The sequence below is a fragment of the Acinetobacter pittii genome (assembly GCF_034064985.1).
GTDB lineage: Bacteria > Pseudomonadota > Gammaproteobacteria > Pseudomonadales > Moraxellaceae > Acinetobacter > Acinetobacter pittii_H.
On the sequence record NZ_CP139249.1, the window covers coordinates 845,499 to 867,520 of the forward strand.

The following is a 22,022-nucleotide window of genomic DNA, read 5'->3' on the forward strand; positions in this document are numbered from 1 at the left end:
TGAACGATCAGAAGTTTTTTTGATATTTAGTGAGTTATGGCAACACGCATTACAAACCAGAAATTGTCGAAAAGTAGTCGTGCGTGGATGAGGGAACATCTAGACGATCCTTTTGTAAAAAAAGCACAAAAGGAAGGGTATCGTGCGCGAGCAGCATATAAACTTCTTGAAATCCAAGAAAAATATAAGTTGATCAAGCCAGGCATGACAGTGGTAGATTTGGGTGCAGCTCCTGGTAGTTGGTCTCAAATTGCTGGAAAACTTGTGGGTAGCAAGGGATTAGTGATTGCTTCCGATATTTTGCCTATGGATGCTTTGCCTGATGTCACTTTTTTACAAGGCGACTTTAGAGAAGAAGCTGTATTTGAAAAATTGTTAAATATTTTAAATGGGCGACAAGTAGACATTGTAATTTCTGATATGGCCCCCAATACATCAGGTAATAGGGCTGTTGATCAACCTAGGCAGATTTACTTATGTGAACTGGCTTTAGATTTTGCTCAAAAGGTTCTTGGTCCTAATGGACAGTTTGTAGTTAAAGTGTTCCAAGGCGCAGGATTTGATGAGTTTCGTAAACAAGTGGTTGATAGTTTTGATGTGTTAAAGACAGCAAAACCGGCAGCTTCTCGGGCGCGCTCTAAAGAAGTTTTTTTGGTTGGACAAGGGCGTAAGAAAGCATTGCAATAAAGTTTACTTGCCAAGCTCCTAAAAATTGTGCATTTTGTACTTTTAGGTTATCCGCAAGCAATACAGTTGCTGTTTTTATGACGATCGGCCAAGATTGGGCATGATCAAATTAGATCGATATGGGAATAAAGCTTTGAGCGATTACTTCAAGAATGCCGTATTGTGGCTAATAATACTTGGTGTTCTGATTTTAATTTTCAGTAATATCAGTGACCGCAATAAGCCTACTGCGATGAAATATTCAGATTTCGTTGCAGCGGTGAATGCTGGCCAAATTAAGCAAGTCACAATTGACGGTTTAAATATTAATGGTGAAAAAACTAACGGATCGCAGTTTGAAACTGTTCGTCCGCAAGTTGAAGACACTGAGCTTATGCCGAGCTTAAATAAGCAAAATGTTGTTGTAGAGGGAACGGCTCCTCAACGTCAAGGCATTTTGATGCAACTTCTCATTGCTAGTTTCCCTGTACTGTTAATCATTCTGTTATTCATGTTCTTTATGCGTAACATGGGTGGTGGTGCAGGCGGAAAAAATGGACCGATGAGTTTTGGTAAGTCGAAAGCAAAAATGCTTTCTGAAGACCAAATCAAAGTCAATTTTTCTGACGTCGCCGGCTGTGATGAAGCAAAACAAGAAGTTGTTGAAATTGTAGATTTCTTAAAAGACCCTGCAAAATTCAAACGTTTGGGCGCTACTATTCCTCGTGGCGTACTTATGGTTGGTCCTCCGGGTACTGGTAAAACGTTATTAGCCAAAGCAATTGCTGGTGAAGCTAAAGTTCCTTTCTTCAGCATTTCAGGTTCTGACTTTGTCGAAATGTTCGTGGGTGTGGGTGCGTCCCGTGTTCGTGATATGTTCGAGCAAGCGAAGCGTCATGCGCCTTGTATTATCTTTATTGACGAGATTGATGCAGTAGGTCGTCACCGTGGTTCAGGTACAGGTGGTGGTCATGATGAACGTGAGCAAACCTTAAACCAAATGCTCGTAGAGATGGATGGTTTTGAAGGTAACGAAGGTGTAATCGTAATTGCTGCGACGAACCGTGTTGATGTCTTGGATAAAGCATTATTACGTCCAGGTCGTTTTGACCGTCAAGTAATGGTAGGTTTACCTGACATTCGTGGTCGTGAGCAGATTCTGAATGTACATTTGAAAAAATTACCTTCAGTTACGGGTGTGGATGTTAAAGTTCTATCTCGTGGTACTCCAGGTTTCTCTGGTGCACAGTTGGCAAACCTTGTTAACGAAGCTGCATTATTTGCTGCACGCCGTAATAAGAACACTGTTGACATGCATGACTTTGAAGATGCAAAAGACAAAATCTACATGGGACCAGAGCGTAAATCGATGGTTTTACGTGAAGAAGAACGTCGTGCAACTGCTTATCATGAAGCTGGTCATGCGATTGTTGCCGAGATTTTACCGGGTACAGATCCTGTTCATAAAGTAACGATTATGCCGCGTGGTTGGGCTTTAGGTGTAACTTGGCAGTTACCTGAACAAGACCAAATTAGCCACTATAAAGACAAGATGCTAAACGAAATTGCAATTTTGTTTGGTGGTCGTATTGCTGAAGAAGTATTTATCCAACAGCAATCTACTGGTGCTTCAAATGACTTTGAGCGAGCTACTAAAATGGCGCGTGCAATGGTTACGAAGTACGGTATGTCTGACAAAATGGGTGTAATGGTTTACGAAGATGAAAACCAAAATGGTTTCTTTGGTAATGTAGGAAGCCGTACGATTTCTGAAGCAACTCAACAGTTAGTTGATGAAGAAGTACGTCGTATTCTTGATGAGCAATACAAAGTTGCACGTAATATCTTGGAAGGTAATAAAGATATTGCACATGCGATGGTAAAAGCTTTGATGGAATGGGAAACAATTGATCGTGATCAAATCCGTGACATTATGGAAGGTCGTGAGCCACAACCGCCTAAAGTATATGTTGCTGAAAACCCAGTGGCTGCATTTGAACCACCAAAAGATGGTCCATCTACACCGCCACCATTGCCAGCAATGAACTAATTAGTTAATTAAAAAAGCCACAGTCATGTGGCTTTTTTTATGGGCTTGAGTTTGTTAAAAGCTAAAAACAAATCAACACTATAGATAGCTGATAATTGCTAAAATACTGCCAGATTTTAAACTGGAGCTTTTTATGCAACTAATGCCTTTGCCTCAACAAATTTTACAGTGTGGTCAGCTTCAGTTAGATCTATCACAGCCTCACGTTATGGGCATATTAAATGTCACACCAGATTCTTTTAGTGATGGTGGAAAGCATAATCAAGTAGATCAAGCGATTGTTCATGCACTAGCCATGATAGAGCAAGGTGCCACCATTATTGATATTGGTGGGGAGTCTACCCGTCCAGGAGCATCTGAAGTAAGCGTAGAAGAAGAAATACGAAGAGTTGTGCCCGTAGTTGAAGCTTTAGCTAAACATAATATTGTTCTATCAATTGATACGAGTCAGCCTGATGTCATCCATGCAGCAAAAGAAGCAGGAGCACATATTTGGAATGATGTACGTGCGCTTACTCGTCCCAATGCTTTAAAAACGGCAGCAGTTCTGGATATACCCGTAGTGATCATGCATATGCGTGGTGAGCCTACTACAATGAATCAGTTAGATCAATATACGGACGTAACCTTAGATGTTATAGCGGAGCTCCAGCAGCGCGTGGATGAAGCTTTAAATGCGGGTGTGAAAAAACATAATATTATTATTGATCCTGGGTTTGGTTTTGCAAAAAATGCGCAGCAAAATTTAAGACTACTCAAAGAATTTTGGAAGCTTGGTGAAATGGGTTATCCGATTTTATCTGGTCTTTCTCGTAAACGTTTTATTGGTGAAGCATTAAAGGGTGCAACTGCAGATCAGCGTGCGGTAGGAAGCGTTACGGGGCATTTGCTTAGTATTCAGCAAGGAGCATCAATTGTTCGAGCACATGATGTAAAAGCTATGCATGATGCAATTCTTGTTTGGAAAGCGATGAAACAAGCTTAAAAAATAGGCTTTTATAATCAGACTATGATTGATTAATTTCATGGGTTAGATGATTGAGTCAGGGAAAATTGTCGTTATTGTTTTGAAAATATGTTATAAGCGGCAGGTTTCTGCTGCTGTGTAAACTTTTGTATGTTCGAAGACTTACTTCTCCCAATGTTTGATGATGAGTATTATCCAGATATTTTAGTCGCTGAACTCAAGCAGTTAATTGAACAATTTGCCAAAAAAGTTCAGAAGCCTGCTTTAGCTGATCAGGATATTTATCGATATGCTCATCAAACTGTAATTGAAATCAATGAAATGAAACCTCAGTTCGAAGATCTAGATTCTTCGTTAGATGATAGTGCTGCTGACTATATTGCTGAAGCAATGATGATGGTGGTACAGGATGCAGGATATTTAGATCTAGAAATGGAAGAGCTGGTTATGAATCGAGAGTGGTGATTACTCTCGATTTTCAATATCTTCAAATGCATCTAATAAGTGACAAGATGCCTTTAAATGTATTTCGTCTATTTCTTTAACTTTTAAAAATTAAAACACCATTCTCTTGATAATCTGCGTCCGCTAACAAACTGACCCAATAAGTTTCTCTTTTTTGTTCCAGCGTTTTAAATTTATCTATTATCTGTTCGGGTGCTTTAACTAAATAATCATCTTTGGTAATAGAGCAACGTGAAAAATACCAATGGTTGTCTTTGAAAGAAAGGGTACCAGAGAAAAGATCTGTGGCGTAAACCTTTGTTATAAAAAGGGTAGTGTAAACGAGTAAAATATTCTTATCATAAAATTCATTTCGTTTAGGCATAAAAAAACCAGCATACGCTGGATTCTTTGTAGCACCAAATTCAATATTTGAAAATGGTGCCCGGGGCCGGACTCGAACCGGCACGCTTTGTGGGCGGGGGATTTTAAATCCCCTGTGTCTACCTATTTCACCACCCGGGCATGTGCGCAATAATAGAGGACAAGTGCGCGATTGGCAAGAGAAAATCAGAGAGTTTGCTTTATTTTCAATCAGTTCTTATCGGTATTTATATAAATTAACCAATTTATGTCATGATTTGTTCATTAAACTGAGATCAGTTGTTCATCTTATTTACCTAAATTTAAGACACTCATTGCTTAAAACTTAGGTAATTTTATGTCAGAAAAAATTTCACGCCGAGAATTAATTCAAAAAAGTCTATTCGGTTTTGGGGCGCTATCTTTGCCTGTAGCTTTTACGGGGTGTAATGATGGTTCCGATGAGGAAAGTCCAGAAGCACAAGCAGATTTTCTTCATGGAGTTGCGAGCGGCGACCCATTGCAAGATAAAGTAATTTTATGGACGCGGTTAACACCAGTAGACCTTAGTGCACCTCTTAAGGTGACTTGGGAAATTGCTACCGATGATCAGTTCAAGCAGAATTTAAAGACTGGTACGGTTCAAACGAATAAAACTGACGATTTTACTGTGAAAGTTGATGCAACAGGTCTACAAGCGGGTACGACTTATTATTATCGCTTTCGATTTGGTAGCAAAGTCTCGCCAGTAGGGCAAACAAAAACATTACCTGTAACTACCAATAAGGTCAGCTTCGCAGTATGTTCTTGTTCTAATTATCCTGCGGGTTATTTTTACGTTTATCGTGAAATGGCTAAACAGAATGTGGATGTAGTCATTCATTTGGGCGATTATATTTATGAATATGGGGCTCATGGCTATGCGACAGAAGATGCTGCAAAGTTGGGTCGTACTTTACCGTCCGATAATAATAAAGAAATTATTAAATTAGATGATTATCGCAAACGTTATGCGCTCTATCGTCAGGATAAAGACTTGCAGGCGGCTCATCAGCGTCATGCTTTTATTGTAATTTGGGATGACCATGAGTTAGCGAATGATACTTGGCGTGATGGTGCGGAAAACCATCAAGATAATGAAGGATCTTTTTCTGATCGTAAGTTGGCTGCTCTACAGGCTTATTTTGAATGGATGCCAATTCGCCCTGTTTCTAACACAGATCATCTAAATATTTATCGTCAGTTTAACTTTGGTTCGTTGGTTCAATTAACCATGTTAGATACACGTATTATTGCGCGAGATAAACAGCTCGAATATAAAGACTATATGATAGCTTCTGGTTTAGATGCTCAAAAGTTTCAGGCTGATTTAACAGATCCAAAGCGTACTTTAATGGGATATACGCAAAGGGATTGGCTGGTCGATAAATTAAAGCAATCTACAGCAACATGGAATGTGATTGGTCAGCAAGTCTTAATGAGTAAAATGTGGATTCCAGCTGAGTTGTTGGCATCGCTGGGGCAAATTACTTCAGGCGGAACTTCGCCTGATACGTTAGCTAAAATGACTGCTCAAATTACAGAATTAGTCACATTAAAATTACGATTAGAGCAGGGTGATCCAACTTTAACTGTTCAAGAAAAAGCTCGAGTCACAACTTTAGTTCCATATAACCTTGATGCTTGGGATGGTTACTATGCTGAGCGAGAGTTTTTGTACACTAAATTGGCAGAGTTTAATAAGAAAATTATTGTTTTGGCGGGCGATACTCATAATGCGTGGACATCTTACTTATATAGCCAAAAGGGTGAATATGTCGGGGTTGAACTGGCTACAAGTTCGGTTTCTTCACCGGGTCTTGAAAAATATTTAAGTATTCCTTTAGCTCAGTTGCAACAGTTTGAATTTGCTTTTACTACGCTTATCGATGAGTTGGCCTATTGTAATTTAAATCAGCGGGGTTATCTGTTGGTTACAGTGGATGATAAGCAGATGCAATCGGATTGGATTTTTGTAGATTCAATTAAAAATGCAGAATATAAAGTAGATTCTAGTCGAGGTTATCAATTGGCGTTGGATGCGAATTTAACACCTGAAAAAGATAAGCAAAAAACTGCTTAAATATATGGGGGAAGAAAGGGGTGCTAATAAGTATCCTTTTTTTTAGACATAAAAAAACCAGCTTTCGCTGGATTCTTTATGACACCAATTTCTGTACTAGAAAATGGTGCCCGGGGCCGGACTCGAACCGGCACGCTTTGTGGGCGGGGGATTTTAAATCCCCTGTGTCTACCTATTTCACCACCCGGGCTTTACCAAATTTGGAGGCGGAGGTCGGAATCGAACCGGCGTCCACGGAGTTGCAGTCCGCTGCATGACCACTCTGCCACCCCGCCTACATTTGGTGATGCACATATTAGCAACCTTTGGAAAAAAAACAATACTGTTTTGAGATAAGATGAACATAAAAGCAACATCTAGAATAAATTTGCCCAAATAATCATGTATTATTGGCACATTAAATTCATGTCTACCTTGGAGATGTGCTGTGGCATTGGTTTTAGACGGTCGTGCATTAGCAAAGCAAATTGAAGAAAATTTGTCAGTACGTGTTGAAGCTTTAAAAGCTAAAACAGGTCGTACCCCAATTTTGGCGACTATTTTGGTTGGGGATGATGGCGCATCTGCAACTTATGTACGCATGAAAGGAAATGCTTGCCGTCGAGTAGGCATGGATTCTTTAAAAATTGAATTGCCACAAGAAACGACAACAGAACAATTATTAGCAGAAATTGAAAAACTTAATGCTAATCCGGATGTACACGGTATTCTTTTACAACATCCAGTTCCTGCACAGATTGATGAACGCGCATGTTTTGATGCAATCTCATTAGCTAAAGATGTTGATGGCGTAACATGTCTTGGCTTTGGCCGTATGGCTATGGGTGAAGCTGCCTATGGTTCAGCGACTCCTGCGGGCATTATGACCATTTTAAAAGAAAACAATATTGAAATTGCTGGTAAACATGCGGTTGTGGTTGGTCGTTCTGCAATTTTAGGTAAACCAATGGCAATGATGCTTTTGCAAGCCAATGCAACAGTAACGATTTGCCATTCACGCACACAAAACTTACCTGAGCTAGTGAAACAAGCTGACATTATTGTGGGTGCAGTTGGTAAAGCTGAACTTATCCAAAAAGATTGGATTAAACAAGGTGCGGTGGTTGTAGATGCTGGTTTCCATCCTCGTGATGGCGGTGGTGTTGGTGATATCCAACTACAAGGTATTGAAGAAATTGCTTCTGCTTATACACCAGTACCAGGTGGTGTTGGTCCAATGACCATTACAACTTTGATTCGTCAAACTGTAGAAGCTGCTGAAAAAGCTTTAGGTTAATTTAATTAACGCTAGGCTGTTATTTGATACGCGTAACCGTCATCTGCAATTGTTTGAGGCAGAAATACGTTAAAAATTTAATGTTTCTGCGATGCTTTCGATTCTAGAGAGTATCTGCCGAGTTTTGCGGATGACAATGGTTTTGCCTACTTTTCCCGAAAGAAAAGTAGGTCCAACCGAAGGTTATTTTAAAAATTCAAATCATAATGGAATGACTCTGTTATGCTTGTTATAAAAATGAATTAAAAGAAACCTGATGAGCTGCACCTTTCAACTGTCCAAAGCCCCTGAACATTTACTTCAAGCACTCAATGAAGTGATCCCTCATTGTGAATTGATGGTACAACAGTTACCAGAAACACCTATTTCTTTATGGTTGATTCCACCTGTTTTTCCAACTGATCGCTTAGATGACGAAGTTATTCGCCGTATTTGGAATGATACGCCGTATTGGATTTTTTGTTGGGCTTCAGGTTTAGCGATGGCTCAATGGTTACTTGCAGAGCCACATCATGTTAAAGATAAAGTCATTTTGGATTTTGGAGCGGGTTCTGGTGTCGTCGCAATTGCTGCAAAAATGGCAGGAGCGAAACGAGTCATCTGCTGTGATATTGATCAAGTTAGTTTGAATGCTTGCCGTGAAAACGCTTTACTTAATAACGTTGAGCTAGAATATTTAGATGATTTATATAAGGCTGAGCAGGTTGATGTTTTATTGGCAGCTGATGTTTTATATGATCAATGTAACCGCTTTTTCTTAGATGAATTTTTAAAGTTTTCGTCAGAAGTCTGGGTAGCTGATAGCCGTGTTAAAAACTTTAGTCATCCTAAATATCAAAAGATTGATGAAAGAAGTGCTTCTACATGGCCTGATCTGGATGAAGCTAAAGAATTTAGAAATGTGAGTTTTTATAAGACGCTGTAAAAAGAACAGCGTCTTTTTTATTTTATGAACAAGTATAACGAACAACTTTTAGTGTGCTTGGACGTGCTTCAAGCGCTTGGCGAGTCGCATAGTCTTCACCATTATTTAAACTAGGTGTATTGGATAAGCCAAAAGAAGCACGAGTTTCACCAAGTTGAATTCCATAATGCTCATCTTTTGCTGGATTAGGAATTTCGTTAATACTCAAAACTGATAATTTATAAACTTTCTGAACGCCTAGCACATTTTGACAAGCACGTTGTAATTTACGTTCATCGATTTGCTGGTTATTACGACTAGCTAAAGTATAAGCTAAAGTCGCTGAAGTTTCTGTTTTGTTTTCAATCTGGTATCCAGTTGAACCATTATATTGTCGAGGGGTAGTCTGACAAGCAGTTAAAACAAACATACTACTTAATGCCAAGCATAAAATACTTCTATTCATCAGTATCGTCCTTATTTTCTTATAGCTAGTATCTCATAAAATACAAAGGTTGTTGGGGCTTAATCGCATGATTTGAGCTAACATCGGCGAACGATATTAGCCCTTATAGGTAAAATATTAGTGTTCTTTAATTTTTGAGTGATGCTTAGTGTCTTTCATAAAAATATAAATAATGAGAGAAATAAAGATCATGATACTTACATAAATAAAATACCAAGATTCATGCCCAGCTTCTTTAAAACTTAAAGCAAAGAACTCTGCTGTTCCGCCAAATAATGTATTGGCAATTGCGTAAGGTAATGCAACACCTAAAGCGCGAATATGTGCAGGGAAAAGCTCAGCTTTAACTACGGCATTAATTGAAGTATAACCAGTCACCATTACAAGACCGCCAAAACATAACCAGAAGGCTGTCCAGTAGTTATGTGTATTTGCGAGTGCATCAAATAAAACATAAGTGAATAAAACACCTGTTATTCCGAAGAAAATCATAAGGGGTTTTCGACCAATGCGATCCGATAAAGCACCCGCTACCGGCTGTAGACACATAAAAATAAATAGCGCTAAAGTTGTAATTTGGGTAGCTTCAGGTTTAGTAAATCCAGAAGTATTCACTAAATATTTTTGCAGATAAGTCGTGTAAGTATAGAAAGCTAAAGTCCCGCCAGCTGTTAAAAACAATACTGTGAACGCTTCTTTCGGATAATGTTTAAATAAAGCAAACATGCCTGATTTAGGCTGGTCTGTTTCAGTTTGAGCATTTTTAAAAGATTGGGTTTCTAGTAGGCCACGTCGAATACGGAAAACTACAATAGCAAGTAAAGCCCCGATAAAGAATGGGATACGCCATCCCCAATCATGTAGTTGTTCTTCAGTTAATACCATTTGTAATATTAATAGAACACATAGGGCTGTGAGCTGGCCAGCAATCAATGTTACATATTGGAAGCTAGAGAAAAAACCACGTCGATTTCTTTCCGCCATTTCACTTAAATAGGTAGCACTAGCACCATATTCGCCGCCTACACTTAAGCCTTGAATTAAACGGGCGACAACTAAAAGAAGAGGGGCAAATACACCAATACTTTCATAACTTGGTGTCACGGCGATAAGAAGCGAACCTATACACATTAAAGTGACGGAAAGGGTGAGACCCGCTTTGCGTCCTTTACGGTCTGAATAGATTCCCATAATCCATGCACCGATCGGGCGCATTAAAAAGCCTACAGCAAAAATTGCGGCCGCTTGAAGGAGTTGAGCCGTCTGGCTTCCTTTTGGGAAAAATGCATGAGCAAAATAGAGCGTGAATGCTGCATATACATACCAGTCGTACCATTCGACAAGGTTACCGGCAGAACCACCCAAAATTGATTTTAGGCGGGTTTTTGTATCTAAATTAGAATGTGGAGTTGTTGCGGTAGAAGGTTGATCAACCATGAGTCGCTCCATGTTTCGCTTGGGTTGAATGCTAAAAGAGAAGATTTATTCCGTTTTTACATATTTTCTAGAGGAGTATTTCACTTTATTTTTTTTATGTCTGTAAAACAATGTTTATTATTTAAGCAAAGGAATAAGTTGAATATTTATGTGATTTCAAATTAGCCGATCAATATATTTTCATTATCTAATTCTCATGTTTTGCATATTATTTTTCCCCAGTAGTAAAAAACTAATAAAGAATGAGTAATGTTTGGCCGAAGAATTCCTATATATCTTAAAAATAATGATATATTCCAAAGAAAATTTTGAATAAATACAGTTAGACATAATGTTTTGGCATTGTGAACTAGATGTGTGTGGATAATGAAAGGGACATTCAGATGTCAAGTTGCCCGAAAAAATATATTGTGGCTTTCGACCAGGGAACCACAAGCTCAAGAGCAATTGTTTTAGATCATGATGCTAATGTTGTCAGTATTGCTCAAAGAGAATTTACTCAGATTTATCCGCAGCCAGGCTGGGTCGAGCATGATCCTATGGAAATTTGGGCAACGCAAAGTGCTGTTTGGGTAGAAGCTCTAGCTCAAGCAGGGATCAAGAGTGAACAAGTTGCAGCAATTGGTATTACAAATCAAAGGGAAACCACAATTGTCTGGGATAAAAAAACAGGCAAGCCTATTTACAATGCGATTGTTTGGCAAAGTCGACAAACGACTGAGATATGCAATCAACTACATAAAGCAGGATTGCAAGAATACATCCGTAAAACAACGGGTTTGGTGATTGATCCATATTTTTCGGCCACAAAAATTAAATGGATTTTAGACCATGTTGAAGGAAGCCGTGAGCGTGCTGAGCGAGGAGAGTTGTTGTTCGGTACGGTGGACACTTGGTTAATCTGGAAACTCACCAATGGTGCTGTTCATGTGACTGATTTTACCAACGCATCACGAACCATGCTGTTTGATATCGAAAAGCTTGAATGGGATGAAAAACTTTTACAAGCTTTAGATATTCCTAGAGCAATGCTACCCGAAGTTCGTAGCTCATCTGAGGTTTATGGATATACACATACTATTAGTGGGCAAGAAGTTGGTATTCCAATCGCAGGAATTGCTGGTGATCAACAAGCCGCACTGTTTGGTCAAATGTGTGTTGAGTCTGGTCAGGCAAAAAATACCTACGGCACAGGCTGTTTTCTATTAATGAATACAGGTAAGAAGATTGTCCGTTCAGAACATGGATTACTAACTACTATTGCATGTGGTGCGAGTGGTGAGGTGAACTATGCCTTAGAGGGTGCCGTGTTTAATGGTGGTTCTTGCGTTCAGTGGTTACGCGATGAATTAAAGGTCATTAAGAATGCTAAAGACTCTGAGCTTTATGCAACGCGTGTGAAAGACAGTAACGGTGTATATGTTGTACCTGCTTTTACAGGGTTAGGCGCACCGTATTGGGACCCAACAGCGCGTGGAGCAATTTTTGGTCTGACACGTGGTGCCAGTATTGAACATATTATTCGTGCAACTCTCGAGTCGATTGCTTTTCAAACTCGGGATGTTTTAGATGCTATGCAGCAAGATGCAGAAGAAGAGCTTCGCACACTTCGAGTTGATGGTGGAGTAACCGAAAATAATTTCTTGATGCAATTTCAGGCCGATATTTTAGCGACACCAGTAGAACGTCCCATAATGAAAGAAACTACAGCTTTGGGGGCGGCTTTCCTTGCTGGACTTGCGACGGGTTTCTGGCAAGATCTACATGAGTTAAGAAATAAATCTGCCATAGAAAAGGTATTCGAACCGAAAATGTCTTCTGAGCAATCCGAGCTGATTTATAAAGGATGGCTCAAGGCAGTGAAGCGTAGTCAAAGTTGGGCTGAGGATTGATCTGTTCTTTAGCTGGTTGAATTCAATAGTAGAGTAATCAATTAACGATTAAATACTTGGTTATTTAAAATTGATTATTCTACTTTTTTGATTGTTGTTTCTTCCATTTGGTGTTTTAATTTTTATAAGATCAACAATAAAAAGAAAATGAGAAATGACAGTAAAGCCTAATGATTATTCAAAAATATATGACATTGCCGTGATTGGTGGCGGTATTAATGGCGTCGGTATTGCTAATGATGCGGCAGGTCGGGGCTTATCGGTATTTTTATGTGAAAAAGATGATTTGGCTAGTCATACCTCATCTGCGAGCAGTAAATTAATTCACGGCGGTTTGCGCTATTTAGAACATAAAGAATTTCGGTTGGTTAGAGAAGCTTTAGCAGAGCGTGAAGTCTTGTTGGCTAAAGCTCCACATATTATTAAACCAATGCGTTTTATTATGCCTCATCGACCACATTTACGCCCTGCATGGTTGATTCGTGCTGGGCTGTTTTTTTATGATCACTTGGGAAAACGAGAAAAATTATTAGGTTCAAATCTTATTTACTTCAAAGAAGATAGCCCTTTAAAACCAGCTATCACACGTGGCTTTGAATATTCTGACTGTACTGTAGATGATGCACGTCTTGTAGTGTTAAATGCATTACAAGCCAAAGAGAAAGGTGCCAAAGTCGTGACACGAACACGATGTGTTAAGGCTTATCGGGAACAAGAGCTGTGGCATCTAGAGTTACAAAGTGGAGCAGAGTTTTATCAGATACGTGCAAGAGCTTTAGTGAATGCATCAGGCCCTTGGGTTGAAGAAATTATTAGTGAAAATCTGAAGCTAAAATCGCCCTATAGAATTCGGCTGATCCAAGGAAGTCATATTGTTGTGCCAAAATTATATGACTGTCATAAAGCCTTCATTATGCAAAACGAAGATCGGCGTATCGTGTTTGCAATTCCGTATTTAGAAAAATATACACTGATTGGTACGACCGATCAGGAATATACAGGTGATCCACAAAAGGTAGAGATCACAGAGGTAGAAATTGATTACCTCTTAACAGTGACCAATTCACATTTTAAAAAGCAGTTAACTCGAGCTGATATTGTAAGCCAGTACTCGGGTGTACGTGCTTTATGTGATGATGAGTCTGATAATCCTTCGGCGATCACTCGTGACTACACTTTGGCGCTACAAGCAGAAGAGAGAAAGGTGCCATTGTTATCTGTGTTTGGTGGTAAGATCACAACTTACCGAAAATTAGCCGAAGCTGCTTTAGAGCATTTGTCTGCGTTTTTTAATGACATGGCAGAAGAGTGGACTGCAGATGAGCCATTACCTGGTGCTGAAAACTGGACAACACTAGATGATTTAAAGCATCAGATTCAGTCACGTGTAAGTGGAGCGTCTGAATCACTTGCTAACCGTTGGGCGTATGCATACGGCACAAGAGTCTGGAATATGGTTCGAGAGAGAAATGCAATAGAGCAATTAGGCCAGAATTTTGGACATGATTTATTCGAATGCGAAGTCAAATATTTATGTGAATATGAATGGGCAACTACTGCTGAGGATATATTGTGGCGTAGAACAAAACTAGGTCTGGCATTTGATGAGAAACAAGTAAAAATATTGGAAGCTTATTTATCTGAGCGTCGACAAAAAGATGATGCCGCATAATAAAAAAGGTCGCATATAGCGACCTTTTTTATATATAGCAATTAGAAGCCAGTTTTTACAGCTTCAAGTAAAGCTGCTTGACGTTCTTTTAATGCTTTCGGTAAGCGATCACCGAGTTTATTAAATAAATCAGTGTGGCTTTCAATTTCAGTAATCCACTGATCTTTATCTTGAGCTGTGATTAGGTCAAATTCTTCTTTAGAGAATTCAGTACCTTCCCAGTTCAAGTCGTCATATGTCGGAACAAGACCAATTGGTGTTTCAACAGCGTTTGCACGACCTTCACAACGATCAATGATCCACTCAAGAACACGCATGTTTTGACCGAAACCAGGCCATACGAAGTTGCCTTCAGCATCACGACGGAACCAGTTTACATTGAAGATTTTTGGTAATTTATTACCAGCTGCTTCAGCTTTTGTGCTTACTTGTTGACCAAGGCTTAACCAGTGATCAAAGTAGTCAGCCATGTTATAGCCAGCAAATGGAAGCATCGCGAATGGGTCACGACGAACGATACCTTGTTGACCAACAGCAGCAGCAGTAGTTTCAGAACCCATAGTTGCCGCTTTATATACACCGTCAACCCAATCGAAAGCTTCAGAAACTAAAGGAACCGTATCTGCACGGCGACCGCCGAAGATAAATGCAGAAATTGGAACGCCTGCTGGATTTTCCCAGTCAGCATCGATAGAAGGACATTGACCAGCTGCAACAGTGAAGCGAGCATTTGGATGCGCTGCTTTTTCACCATTTACGTGAGGTTGACCTTTCCAGTTTGTTAAGTTTGTTGGAACTTCTTTAGAAAGACCTTCCCACCATACTTGACCGTCTTCAGTTACTGCTACGTTTGTATAGATAACATCTTTGTGAAGGGTTGCCATACAGTTCGGGTTAGTCTTGGTATTTGTACCAGGAGCTACACCGAAGAAACCAGCTTCAGGGTTAATCGCATATAAACGACCATCTTCACCTGGTTTGATCCATGCAATATCGTCACCTACAGTTTCGATCTTCCAACCTTCATAACCTGCTGGTGGAATTAACATTGCAAAGTTTGTTTTACCACATGCAGACGGGAATGCTGCAGCGATGTAGTGTTTTTCACCCTGAGGGTTAGTTACACCAAGAATAAGCATGTGTTCAGCTAACCAACCTTGTTCGCGTCCCATGACAGAAGCGATACGAAGAGCTAAACATTTTTTGCCAAGTAATGCGTTACCGCCGTAACCAGAACCGAAAGACCAGATTTCACGAGTTTCTGGGTAATGAACGATATATTTTTCAGGGTTACATGGCCAAGCAACGTCTTTTTGACCTTCAGCAAGTGGAGCACCTACTGTATGTACACAAGGAACAAACTCGCCGTCTGTACCTAATACGTCATAAACTGCTTTACCCATACGTGCCATTTTACGCATGCTAACAGCAACGTAAGGAGAGTCAGTTAACTCAATACCGATATGAGCAATATGGCTACCTAAAGGACCCATTGAGAAAGGAACAACGTACATTGTACGACCTTCCATTGAGCCTTCAAATAAACCATTTAATTTTTCACGCATAACAGCTGGGTTTTCCCAGTTGTTTGTCGCACCAGCATCTTCTTTATTTTGAGAGCAGATGTAAGTACGGTCTTCAACACGTGCAACGTCAGATGGGTCAGAATTTGCAAGATAAGAACCAGGATGTTTTTCTTGGTTTAATTTCTGCATGGTGCCGTTAGCGATCATCAAGTCGATTAGACGTTGATACTCTTCTTCGCTTCCGTCACACCATTCGATTTTTGCTGGTTTGGTTAAGTTTGCAATTTCTTCAACCCATGCGATAAGCTTAGGATGACGAACGAATTCTGGTGCGTTCACTGTGGTCATGGTGAGGCCTATTCAAAATATGTACAACGTACAAGTCATTCATTGAGAGGTACAATGAAAGATCAAATAAAAAAGTGGCTGTATTAAAGCACAAAATCATAAAAAAAATAAGACTAAAGACTAAGAAATAGAAATTTTGATTTTTTAAATTTTTATTATTTAAATCATTAACTTATAGTTTTTTACAATATCTTATTAGTCATATTTTTATGTTGTATGTATGTTATTTATATTATTTATTTCTTTAAAAATCAATATCTTGATTCTTATTTTTTTCTTGAGAATTATTATTGATTATATAGATGATGTTCATTCGAAATTTACATAAAGGGACTTTTATTAGGCGTTTTTATATACAATATTTGTGATGAATCCCTCTAAGATAATAAAAATGCGGACTTTAAAACCTCTTTCTATCGTCTATAACCAAAAATCCGGTTTTCATGCGTCAAAACATGAAGATATGTATGAACAGTTAATGACTGTATTCACCGAATTTGGTTTCGAGATACAAGTTTTTGAATTAGCAGAAGATGTTTCCTTTGATAATTTAATGAGTCAAGTGATTCATCGGCATAGTCAAAATACAAATTCAGGTGTTGTCGTTGCAGCGGGTGGGGATGGAACCTTAAATGCAGTAGCGTCAAAGCTTAGACATACTAATATTCCTATGGGAATTTTACCTTTGGGAACTTTTAATTATGTCGCTAAAGTTTTAGATATACCTTTAGATTTGTTAGAAGCTGCTGAAGTTATCGCTACAGGTACACCACGCTCTGTACATATTGCGACAATTAATGACCATGTTTATTTAAATAATGCGAGTCTAGGGTTGTATCCATTATTTATAAAGAAACGTGAGCTTTATAATAAATATTTAGGACGCTTACCTTTACATGCCTATACATCAGCTCTGGATGTTTTATTAAGAGAAAATAAATCCATGAAACTTTCCGTCACAGTTGATGGGAAGAAATATCCAGTCAAAACACCTCTAATTTTCTTTGGTAATAATCAGTTGCAGTTGTGTGATATGAAATTAAGAATTGCCGAGTGTGCAGCACAAGGTCGGGTCGCTGGAGTGATCATTACAAAAAGTGATAGGCTTAGTTTATTAAACATGTTGTGGCAATGGATTCAAGGCAAAGTAGAAGAGGCGCAAGATGTTTATAGTTTTTGTGCAGATCACGTTGTGGTTGAATGTGCAAAAAAATCTAAACTCACAGTTGCTTTAGATGGTGAAATAATAGAGATGAAACCCCCTTTAAATTTCACTGTAGAAAAAAATGCTTTAAATATTATGGTGCCAAATGTTATTACATCTGTCTGATTTGCATTTCGGAACAGAAATTGAGGCATGTTTAGATGCAATCCGACTTTTTTGCGCTCAACATAAACCTGAAGTCATTGTGGTGAGTGGTGATATTACTCAACGTGCCCGATATCAACAGTTTTATAAATGCCGTCAGTTTTTAGATAGCCTTAATATTCCTTACCTTGTTGTGCCTGGTAATCACGATATTCCGTTGTACCATGTCTGGAACCGTTTTTTTTCTCCATTTACTCGCTACCAATATTTTTTTGGCCAGCTTGAACCAACTTTAGAAACTGAACATTTTTATATTGTTGGGGTGAATAGTATTCGCCGTCGTTATCATACTCGTGGGCATATTTCGATTGAGCAAATTCAGACGACTTATGAGAGATTACAGCAAGGGCCACCGAATAAAATCAAATTAGTTGTTTTTCATCAGCCTTTTTATACTCCACCTGATGATGCGCATGGTATTAAAGATTGTCCTGTATTAGGAAAAATGGCACTCGAAAAATGGAGTACAACGGGACTATTTGGAATGTTACATGGGCATTTACATAAAACCGCTGTATATGATTTAACGCAAATTTATCAGTTAAAGATAGATCATCCTATTTATGATATTCATGCAGGAACAGCGACTTCTAGCCGTTTGCATTATCATGTTCCAAATAGTTTTAATGTCATTTCAAATGAAGGAAAAATTAATCATTATTGGTTTAATACACAGTTGGCTGAATTCACTTCTCATTAATTTGGTTTAGATGAGTTTAAATATTTGAATGTTTAAAAAATATTCAAAAAATAGAAAATTTTTTCTTATTTCCCCTTGAAGCCTTTTTTTTCATCCCCACAAAAGTGACATCTAAATATTTTGTTATTGCTCTGGATTAAAGCAATAACGATTAATCAAAAAGACTTAGTCTGATGGAGTTAATTATGAGCAACATTCGTCCATTACATGATCGCGTTGTAATTCGTCGCGTAGAAGAAGAAACCAAAACTGCTGGTGGTATTTTACTTCCAGGTTCTGCTGCTGAAAAACCATCTCAAGGTGAAGTAATTGCAGTAGGTAATGGTCAAATCACTGAGAATGGCGTACGTGCTTTGGATGTTAAAGTTGGTGACAAAGTATTGTTTGGTACTTATGCAGGTACAACAGTGAAAGTAAGTGGTGAAGAACTCTTAATCATGAAAGAGTCAGACATTTTAGCTGTGTTGGAAGGCTAATCAATCCATAACTCAATTCATTATCAGATTCAGTATTTAAAAAGATTCGGAGTTTAATATGTCAGCTAAAGACGTAAAATTTGGTGATTCAGCTCGCTCAAAAATGATTGCAGGCGTAAACGTACTTGCAGATGCGGTTAAAGTGACTTTAGGCCCTAAAGGTCGTAACGTAGTTATTGACCGTTCTTTCGGCGCTCCACACATCACTAAAGACGGTGTAACTGTTGCTAAAGAAATTTCATTAAAAGACAAGTTTGAAAACATGGGTGCTCAACTTGTTCGTGAAGTTTCAAGCAAAACTAACGACATCGCTGGTGACGGTACGACAACTGCAACTGTACTTGCTCAAGCAATTTTAAATGAAGGGATCAAATCTGTAACTGCAGGTATGAACCCAATGGATTTAAAACGTGGTATCGATATCGCAGTAAAAACTGTAGTTGAAAATATCCGTTCAAATGCAAAACCAGCTGACGATTTCAAAGCGATTGAACAAGTTGGTTCTATCTCTGCTAACTCTGATACTACTGTTGGTAAACTTATCGCTCAAGCGATGGAAAAAGTAGGTAAAGAAGGCGTAATTACTGTAGAAGAAGGTTCTGGCTTTGAAGACGCGTTAGACGTTGTAGAAGGTATGCAGTTTGACCGTGGTTATATTTCTCCATACTTCGCAAACAAGCAAGATACTTTAACTGCTGAACTTGAAAACCCATTCATCCTTCTTGTTGACAAGAAAATCAGCAACATCCGTGAATTGATTTCTGTTTTAGAAGCAGTTGCAAAAACTGGTAAACCACTTCTTATCATCGCTGAAGATGTTGAAGGTGAAGCGCTTGCTACACTTGTAGTAAACAACATGCGCGGTATTATTAAAGTATGTGCCGTTAAAGCTCCTGGTTTCGGTGACCGCCGTAAAGCAATGCTTCAAGATATCGCAATCTTGACTGGTGCAACTGTTATTTCTGAAGAAGTTGGTATGTCTTTAGAGCAAGCAACTCTTCAAGATTTAGGTACTGCGCACAAGATCACTGTTTCTAAAGAAAACACTGTTATTGTTGATGGTGCTGGTGATGCTGCTGGTATTGCTGAGCGTGTTCAACAAATCCGTGCTCAAATTGAAGAATCTACTTCAGAATATGACCGTGAAAAATTACAAGAACGCGTTGCTAAATTAGCAGGCGGTGTTGCTGTAATTAAAATCGGTGCAGCGACTGAAGTTGAAATGAAAGAGAAGAAAGACCGTGTAGATGACGCGCTTCATGCAACTCGCGCAGCAGTTGAAGAAGGTGTTGTTGCTGGTGGTGGTGTTGCTCTAGTACGTGCGGTTAATGCATTAGATGGCTTAAAAGGCGCTAATGAAGATCAAACAGCAGGTATCAACATTTTACGCCGTGCGATCGAAGCTCCACTTCGTCAAATCGTTGCAAACGCTGGTGATGAGCCATCTGTAGTGATCAATGCAGTTAAAGGTGGTGAAGGTAACTTTGGTTACAACGCTGCAACTGGTGAATATGGCGATATGTTAGAAATGGGTATTCTTGACCCAGCTAAAGTAACTCGTTCTGCTCTTGAGCATGCAGCTTCTGTTGCTGGCTTAATGTTAACTACAGAATGTATGATTACTGACATTCCTGAAGATAAACCAGCTGTTCCAGATATGGGCGGTATGGGTGGTATGGGCGGCATGATGTAATAACGCATCAACGCTTTAACCAAAAAAAATCCCTGCTTATGCAGGGATTTTTTATTTTTCACGTAATTTTAAGAAATAATTAAGTTCCATTATTTATATTAAAAACAGGAACAGCAGCTAGAAGTTCCTCTTTTGTTACAACCATGCTTATTTACTTGTAGGCATGGTTTTTTTTAGCCTAATAAAATAATTAACCATGTAATAGCAATGATAGAGAGTGCAACAAATTGGGCAGCACTTCCCATATCTTTTGCATTTTTAGAAAGCTGATGTTTCTCAAGAGAAACACGATCAACCACTGCCTCAATAGCCGAGTTGAATAGCTCAACGATCATTGCAAAAAGACATACAATAATCAGTAATACATGTTCACTACGGCTCACATCAAGAAAAAAACTAACCGGAATCAAAATAATATTAATCAAAACAATTTGGCGAAAAGCTGCCTCATTTTTATAAGCTGCTTTAAATCCTGAAATAGAGTAGCCCGTTGCATTTAATATGCGCTTAAGACCGCTTTTACCCTTATAGGGAGAATAGCTATTCATATACTTATATTTCTGACACTTTTCATACATTATATAATTTGGGTCTTAAAAAATTATTAAATCTTTTTTAAAGATTTCGACTTTATAACTCAATAGAGAAGAAAAGATGAAAAAATTATGTGTAGCGTTGGGCCTTGCAATTGGAAACATCCATGCAAGTTATGCTGAGCCAACAGCAACCCCGCAAGTACCAGGATATTATCACCATCAATTTGGAAACTACCGCGTAACTTCTTTGCTTGATGGTACGATTTATTTAAATCCTGATTTATTCAAAAATTTAAATCAGGCCCAGAAAACTAAAATCTTAACCAAATATGCTGCTGTTAATGAGAAAGGGATTCAAACCTCGGTAAATGCATTTTTAGTTGATGATGGAAAAAATTTAACGCTTGTAGACAGTGGGGCAGCAAGTTGTTTTGGCCCGCAACTTGGCTCGATTGCAAAAAATATTGAATTAGCAGGTTATAAGCTTGCTGATGTAAAAACTGTTTTACTTACTCATCTACACCCAGACCATGTGTGTGGTATTGCTCAAAATGGAAAAGCTGTATTTCCAAATGCAACTGTATATGCACATGAGCGTGAAGCTGATTACTGGTTAAATCCAGCTTCTGAAAAAACAGTGCCAGCAGACAAAAAAGAAAATTATTTGGGTACTGTTAAAAACGTAAAAACTGCTCTTGCTCCATACCAAGCAAAAAAAGCATTCAAAACATTTAAAGACGGTGATGTCATTCAAGGTTTTGAGGTGATTGATACTCGTGGTCATACACCAGGCCACCATAGCTTCCGCTTAAAAAGTAATGATCAGCAAATCATTTTTGTTGGAGACATCGTACACTCGCATTCTTTGCAGTTTGATGCTCCAAAAACTGGGGTAGATTTTGATGTGAATTCTGAGCAGGCAATTAATACCCGTCTAAAAATGTTTGCTGAAATTTCAAATAAGCAACAATGGGTTGCCGCACCACATTTACCATTCCCGGGCATTGGCCATGTTTATAAAGTAAATGCTGAGCAATATCAGTGGATCCCACTTTATTTTGATAATGTTGTAGAGAAATAAAAAAACAGGGCATTTATTGCCCTGTTTTTTTTAT

19 protein-coding genes and 3 tRNA genes are annotated in these 22,022 nt (G+C 38.7%); 14 read left to right on the forward strand and 8 right to left on the reverse strand.

The annotated features are described in order from the left end of the window. Positions 1-36: 36 nt before the first annotated feature. The 4 genes from rlmE (at position 37) to SOI76_RS04000 (ending at position 4,148) form a co-directional block, all read left to right on the forward strand. A complete protein-coding gene (gene rlmE / locus SOI76_RS03985) occupies positions 37-687 on the forward strand; it encodes a 23S rRNA (uridine(2552)-2'-O)-methyltransferase RlmE (RefSeq protein ID WP_000235573.1) in 651 nt (216 codons plus the stop codon). A gap of 133 nt (positions 688-820) precedes the next feature. Then, positions 821-2,716 (forward strand): ATP-dependent zinc metalloprotease FtsH, encoded by a 1,896-nt coding sequence (gene ftsH / locus SOI76_RS03990; protein WP_005803954.1) that lies wholly within the window; start codon positions 821-823, stop codon positions 2,714-2,716. Between the two features lie 133 nt (positions 2,717-2,849). Further along, complete coding sequence (gene folP, locus SOI76_RS03995; protein WP_205668384.1) at positions 2,850-3,701, forward strand: dihydropteroate synthase; 852 nt, start codon at positions 2,850-2,852, stop codon at positions 3,699-3,701. A 132-nt stretch (positions 3,702-3,833) separates the two neighbouring features. Further along, complete coding sequence (locus tag SOI76_RS04000; protein WP_205668383.1) at positions 3,834-4,148, forward strand: DUF5713 family protein; 315 nt, start codon at positions 3,834-3,836, stop codon at positions 4,146-4,148. Positions 4,149-4,224: 76 nt separating this feature from the next. On the opposite strand, the gene SOI76_RS04005 is transcribed toward SOI76_RS04000, so the two are convergent. Both SOI76_RS04005 and SOI76_RS04010 read right to left on the reverse strand, forming a co-directional pair. Further along, complete coding sequence (locus SOI76_RS04005) at positions 4,225-4,512, reverse strand: hypothetical protein (protein WP_250621800.1); 288 nt, start codon at positions 4,510-4,512, stop codon at positions 4,225-4,227. Positions 4,513-4,566: 54 nt separating this feature from the next. Beyond that, positions 4,567-4,652 (reverse strand) — tRNA-Leu (locus SOI76_RS04010). Between the two features lie 196 nt (positions 4,653-4,848). Between SOI76_RS04010 and phoD the strand changes: the two genes are divergently transcribed. Beyond that, positions 4,849-6,612 (forward strand): alkaline phosphatase D family protein, encoded by a 1,764-nt coding sequence (gene phoD / locus SOI76_RS04015; RefSeq protein ID WP_104079210.1) that lies wholly within the window; start codon positions 4,849-4,851, stop codon positions 6,610-6,612. 104 nt (positions 6,613-6,716) lie between these two features. On the opposite strand, the gene SOI76_RS04020 is transcribed toward phoD, so the two are convergent. Together SOI76_RS04020 and SOI76_RS04025 are read right to left on the reverse strand one after the other, a co-directional pair. Continuing rightward, a tRNA-Leu gene (locus SOI76_RS04020) sits at positions 6,717-6,802 on the reverse strand. 11 nt (positions 6,803-6,813) lie between these two features. After that, a tRNA-Cys gene (locus tag SOI76_RS04025) sits at positions 6,814-6,887 on the reverse strand. A 152-nt stretch (positions 6,888-7,039) separates the two neighbouring features. On the opposite strand from SOI76_RS04025, the gene folD reads away from it, so the two are divergent. Next, the gene (gene folD / locus SOI76_RS04030; protein ID WP_016140185.1) at positions 7,040-7,888 is read left to right on the forward strand and encodes a bifunctional methylenetetrahydrofolate dehydrogenase/methenyltetrahydrofolate cyclohydrolase FolD; all 849 of its coding nucleotides are present in this window, start codon (positions 7,040-7,042) and stop codon (positions 7,886-7,888) included. Positions 7,889-8,144: 256 nt separating this feature from the next. Further along, positions 8,145-8,813, forward strand: a complete 669-nt coding sequence (locus tag SOI76_RS04035; RefSeq protein WP_104079209.1) for a class I SAM-dependent methyltransferase — start codon at positions 8,145-8,147, stop codon at positions 8,811-8,813. 22 nt (positions 8,814-8,835) lie between these two features. Here the strand turns inward: SOI76_RS04035 and SOI76_RS04040 are convergent, their stop codons facing one another. Both SOI76_RS04040 and kgtP read right to left on the reverse strand, forming a co-directional pair. Further along, positions 8,836-9,258 (reverse strand): hypothetical protein, encoded by a 423-nt coding sequence (locus SOI76_RS04040; RefSeq protein ID WP_057074263.1) that lies wholly within the window; start codon positions 9,256-9,258, stop codon positions 8,836-8,838. A gap of 117 nt (positions 9,259-9,375) precedes the next feature. Next, positions 9,376-10,707: an MFS transporter gene (gene kgtP / locus SOI76_RS04045; protein WP_079284087.1), complete on the reverse strand. Its 1,332-nt coding sequence runs from the start codon at positions 10,705-10,707 to the stop codon at positions 9,376-9,378. 371 nt (positions 10,708-11,078) lie between these two features. Here kgtP and glpK point away from each other — a divergent pair, with 371 nt between their 5' ends. Both glpK and glpD read left to right on the forward strand, forming a co-directional pair. Further along, positions 11,079-12,587 carry a glycerol kinase GlpK gene (glpK, locus tag SOI76_RS04050; protein ID WP_104079208.1) on the forward strand — a complete coding sequence of 503 codons (1,509 nt, stop codon included), beginning with the start codon at positions 11,079-11,081 and terminating at the stop codon, positions 12,585-12,587. Positions 12,588-12,741: 154 nt separating this feature from the next. Then, entirely contained in the window at positions 12,742-14,259 is a 1,518-nt protein-coding gene (gene glpD / locus SOI76_RS04055; protein WP_104079207.1) for a glycerol-3-phosphate dehydrogenase, read from the forward strand. 41 nt (positions 14,260-14,300) lie between these two features. Here the strand turns inward: glpD and pckG are convergent, their stop codons facing one another. Beyond that, positions 14,301-16,133: a phosphoenolpyruvate carboxykinase (GTP) gene (gene pckG, locus SOI76_RS04060; protein WP_005067621.1), complete on the reverse strand. Its 1,833-nt coding sequence runs from the start codon at positions 16,131-16,133 to the stop codon at positions 14,301-14,303. 391 nt (positions 16,134-16,524) lie between these two features. Here pckG and SOI76_RS04065 point away from each other — a divergent pair, with 391 nt between their 5' ends. From SOI76_RS04065 to groL, 4 genes are all read left to right on the forward strand, one after another. Next, positions 16,525-17,463 (forward strand): diacylglycerol/lipid kinase family protein, encoded by a 939-nt coding sequence (locus SOI76_RS04065; RefSeq protein ID WP_104079206.1) that lies wholly within the window; start codon positions 16,525-16,527, stop codon positions 17,461-17,463. Next, on the forward strand, positions 17,444-18,202 hold the full coding sequence (locus SOI76_RS04070; protein WP_104079205.1) for a metallophosphoesterase family protein: 759 nt from the start codon (positions 17,444-17,446) through the stop codon (positions 18,200-18,202). Before SOI76_RS04065 ends, SOI76_RS04070 begins: the two co-directional genes overlap by 20 nt. Positions 18,203-18,387: 185 nt before the next feature. Further along, positions 18,388-18,678 (forward strand): co-chaperone GroES, encoded by a 291-nt coding sequence (gene groES / locus SOI76_RS04075; RefSeq protein WP_002120604.1) that lies wholly within the window; start codon positions 18,388-18,390, stop codon positions 18,676-18,678. A gap of 58 nt (positions 18,679-18,736) precedes the next feature. Then, entirely contained in the window at positions 18,737-20,371 is a 1,635-nt protein-coding gene (gene groL, locus SOI76_RS04080) for a chaperonin GroEL (RefSeq protein WP_002120607.1), read from the forward strand. A gap of 173 nt (positions 20,372-20,544) precedes the next feature. Here groL and SOI76_RS04085 read toward each other — a convergent pair whose 3' ends face one another. Beyond that, the gene (locus SOI76_RS04085) at positions 20,545-20,919 is read right to left on the reverse strand and encodes a diacylglycerol kinase (RefSeq protein ID WP_002118962.1); all 375 of its coding nucleotides are present in this window, start codon (positions 20,917-20,919) and stop codon (positions 20,545-20,547) included. A gap of 106 nt (positions 20,920-21,025) precedes the next feature. Between SOI76_RS04085 and SOI76_RS04090 the strand changes: the two genes are divergently transcribed. Continuing rightward, positions 21,026-21,988, forward strand: a complete 963-nt coding sequence (locus SOI76_RS04090; RefSeq protein WP_104079204.1) for an MBL fold metallo-hydrolase — start codon at positions 21,026-21,028, stop codon at positions 21,986-21,988. Positions 21,989-22,022: the final 34 nt, after the last annotated feature.

Coding starts and splice junctions, on each gene's coding strand:
- kgtP (WP_079284087.1), bottom strand. CDS start 10,707: ATGGAGCGACTCATGGTTGATCAACCTTCTACCGCAACAACTCCACAT.
- rlmE (WP_000235573.1), top strand. CDS start 37: ATGGCAACACGCATTACAAACCAGAAATTGTCGAAAAGTAGTCGTGCG.
- SOI76_RS04035 (WP_104079209.1), top strand. CDS start 8,145: ATGAGCTGCACCTTTCAACTGTCCAAAGCCCCTGAACATTTACTTCAA.
- SOI76_RS04085 (WP_002118962.1), bottom strand. CDS start 20,919: ATGAATAGCTATTCTCCCTATAAGGGTAAAAGCGGTCTTAAGCGCATA.
- pckG (WP_005067621.1), bottom strand. CDS start 16,133: ATGACCACAGTGAACGCACCAGAATTCGTTCGTCATCCTAAGCTTATC.
- SOI76_RS04065 (WP_104079206.1), top strand. CDS start 16,525: ATGCGGACTTTAAAACCTCTTTCTATCGTCTATAACCAAAAATCCGGT.
- SOI76_RS04070 (WP_104079205.1), top strand. CDS start 17,444: ATGTTATTACATCTGTCTGATTTGCATTTCGGAACAGAAATTGAGGCA.
- SOI76_RS04005 (WP_250621800.1), bottom strand. CDS start 4,512: ATGCCTAAACGAAATGAATTTTATGATAAGAATATTTTACTCGTTTAC.
- glpD (WP_104079207.1), top strand. CDS start 12,742: ATGACAGTAAAGCCTAATGATTATTCAAAAATATATGACATTGCCGTG.
- folP (WP_205668384.1), top strand. CDS start 2,850: ATGCAACTAATGCCTTTGCCTCAACAAATTTTACAGTGTGGTCAGCTT.
- phoD (WP_104079210.1), top strand. CDS start 4,849: ATGTCAGAAAAAATTTCACGCCGAGAATTAATTCAAAAAAGTCTATTC.
- groES (WP_002120604.1), top strand. CDS start 18,388: ATGAGCAACATTCGTCCATTACATGATCGCGTTGTAATTCGTCGCGTA.
- SOI76_RS04000 (WP_205668383.1), top strand. CDS start 3,834: ATGTTCGAAGACTTACTTCTCCCAATGTTTGATGATGAGTATTATCCA.
- glpK (WP_104079208.1), top strand. CDS start 11,079: ATGTCAAGTTGCCCGAAAAAATATATTGTGGCTTTCGACCAGGGAACC.
- SOI76_RS04040 (WP_057074263.1), bottom strand. CDS start 9,258: ATGAATAGAAGTATTTTATGCTTGGCATTAAGTAGTATGTTTGTTTTA.
- SOI76_RS04090 (WP_104079204.1), top strand. CDS start 21,026: ATGAAAAAATTATGTGTAGCGTTGGGCCTTGCAATTGGAAACATCCAT.
- groL (WP_002120607.1), top strand. CDS start 18,737: ATGTCAGCTAAAGACGTAAAATTTGGTGATTCAGCTCGCTCAAAAATG.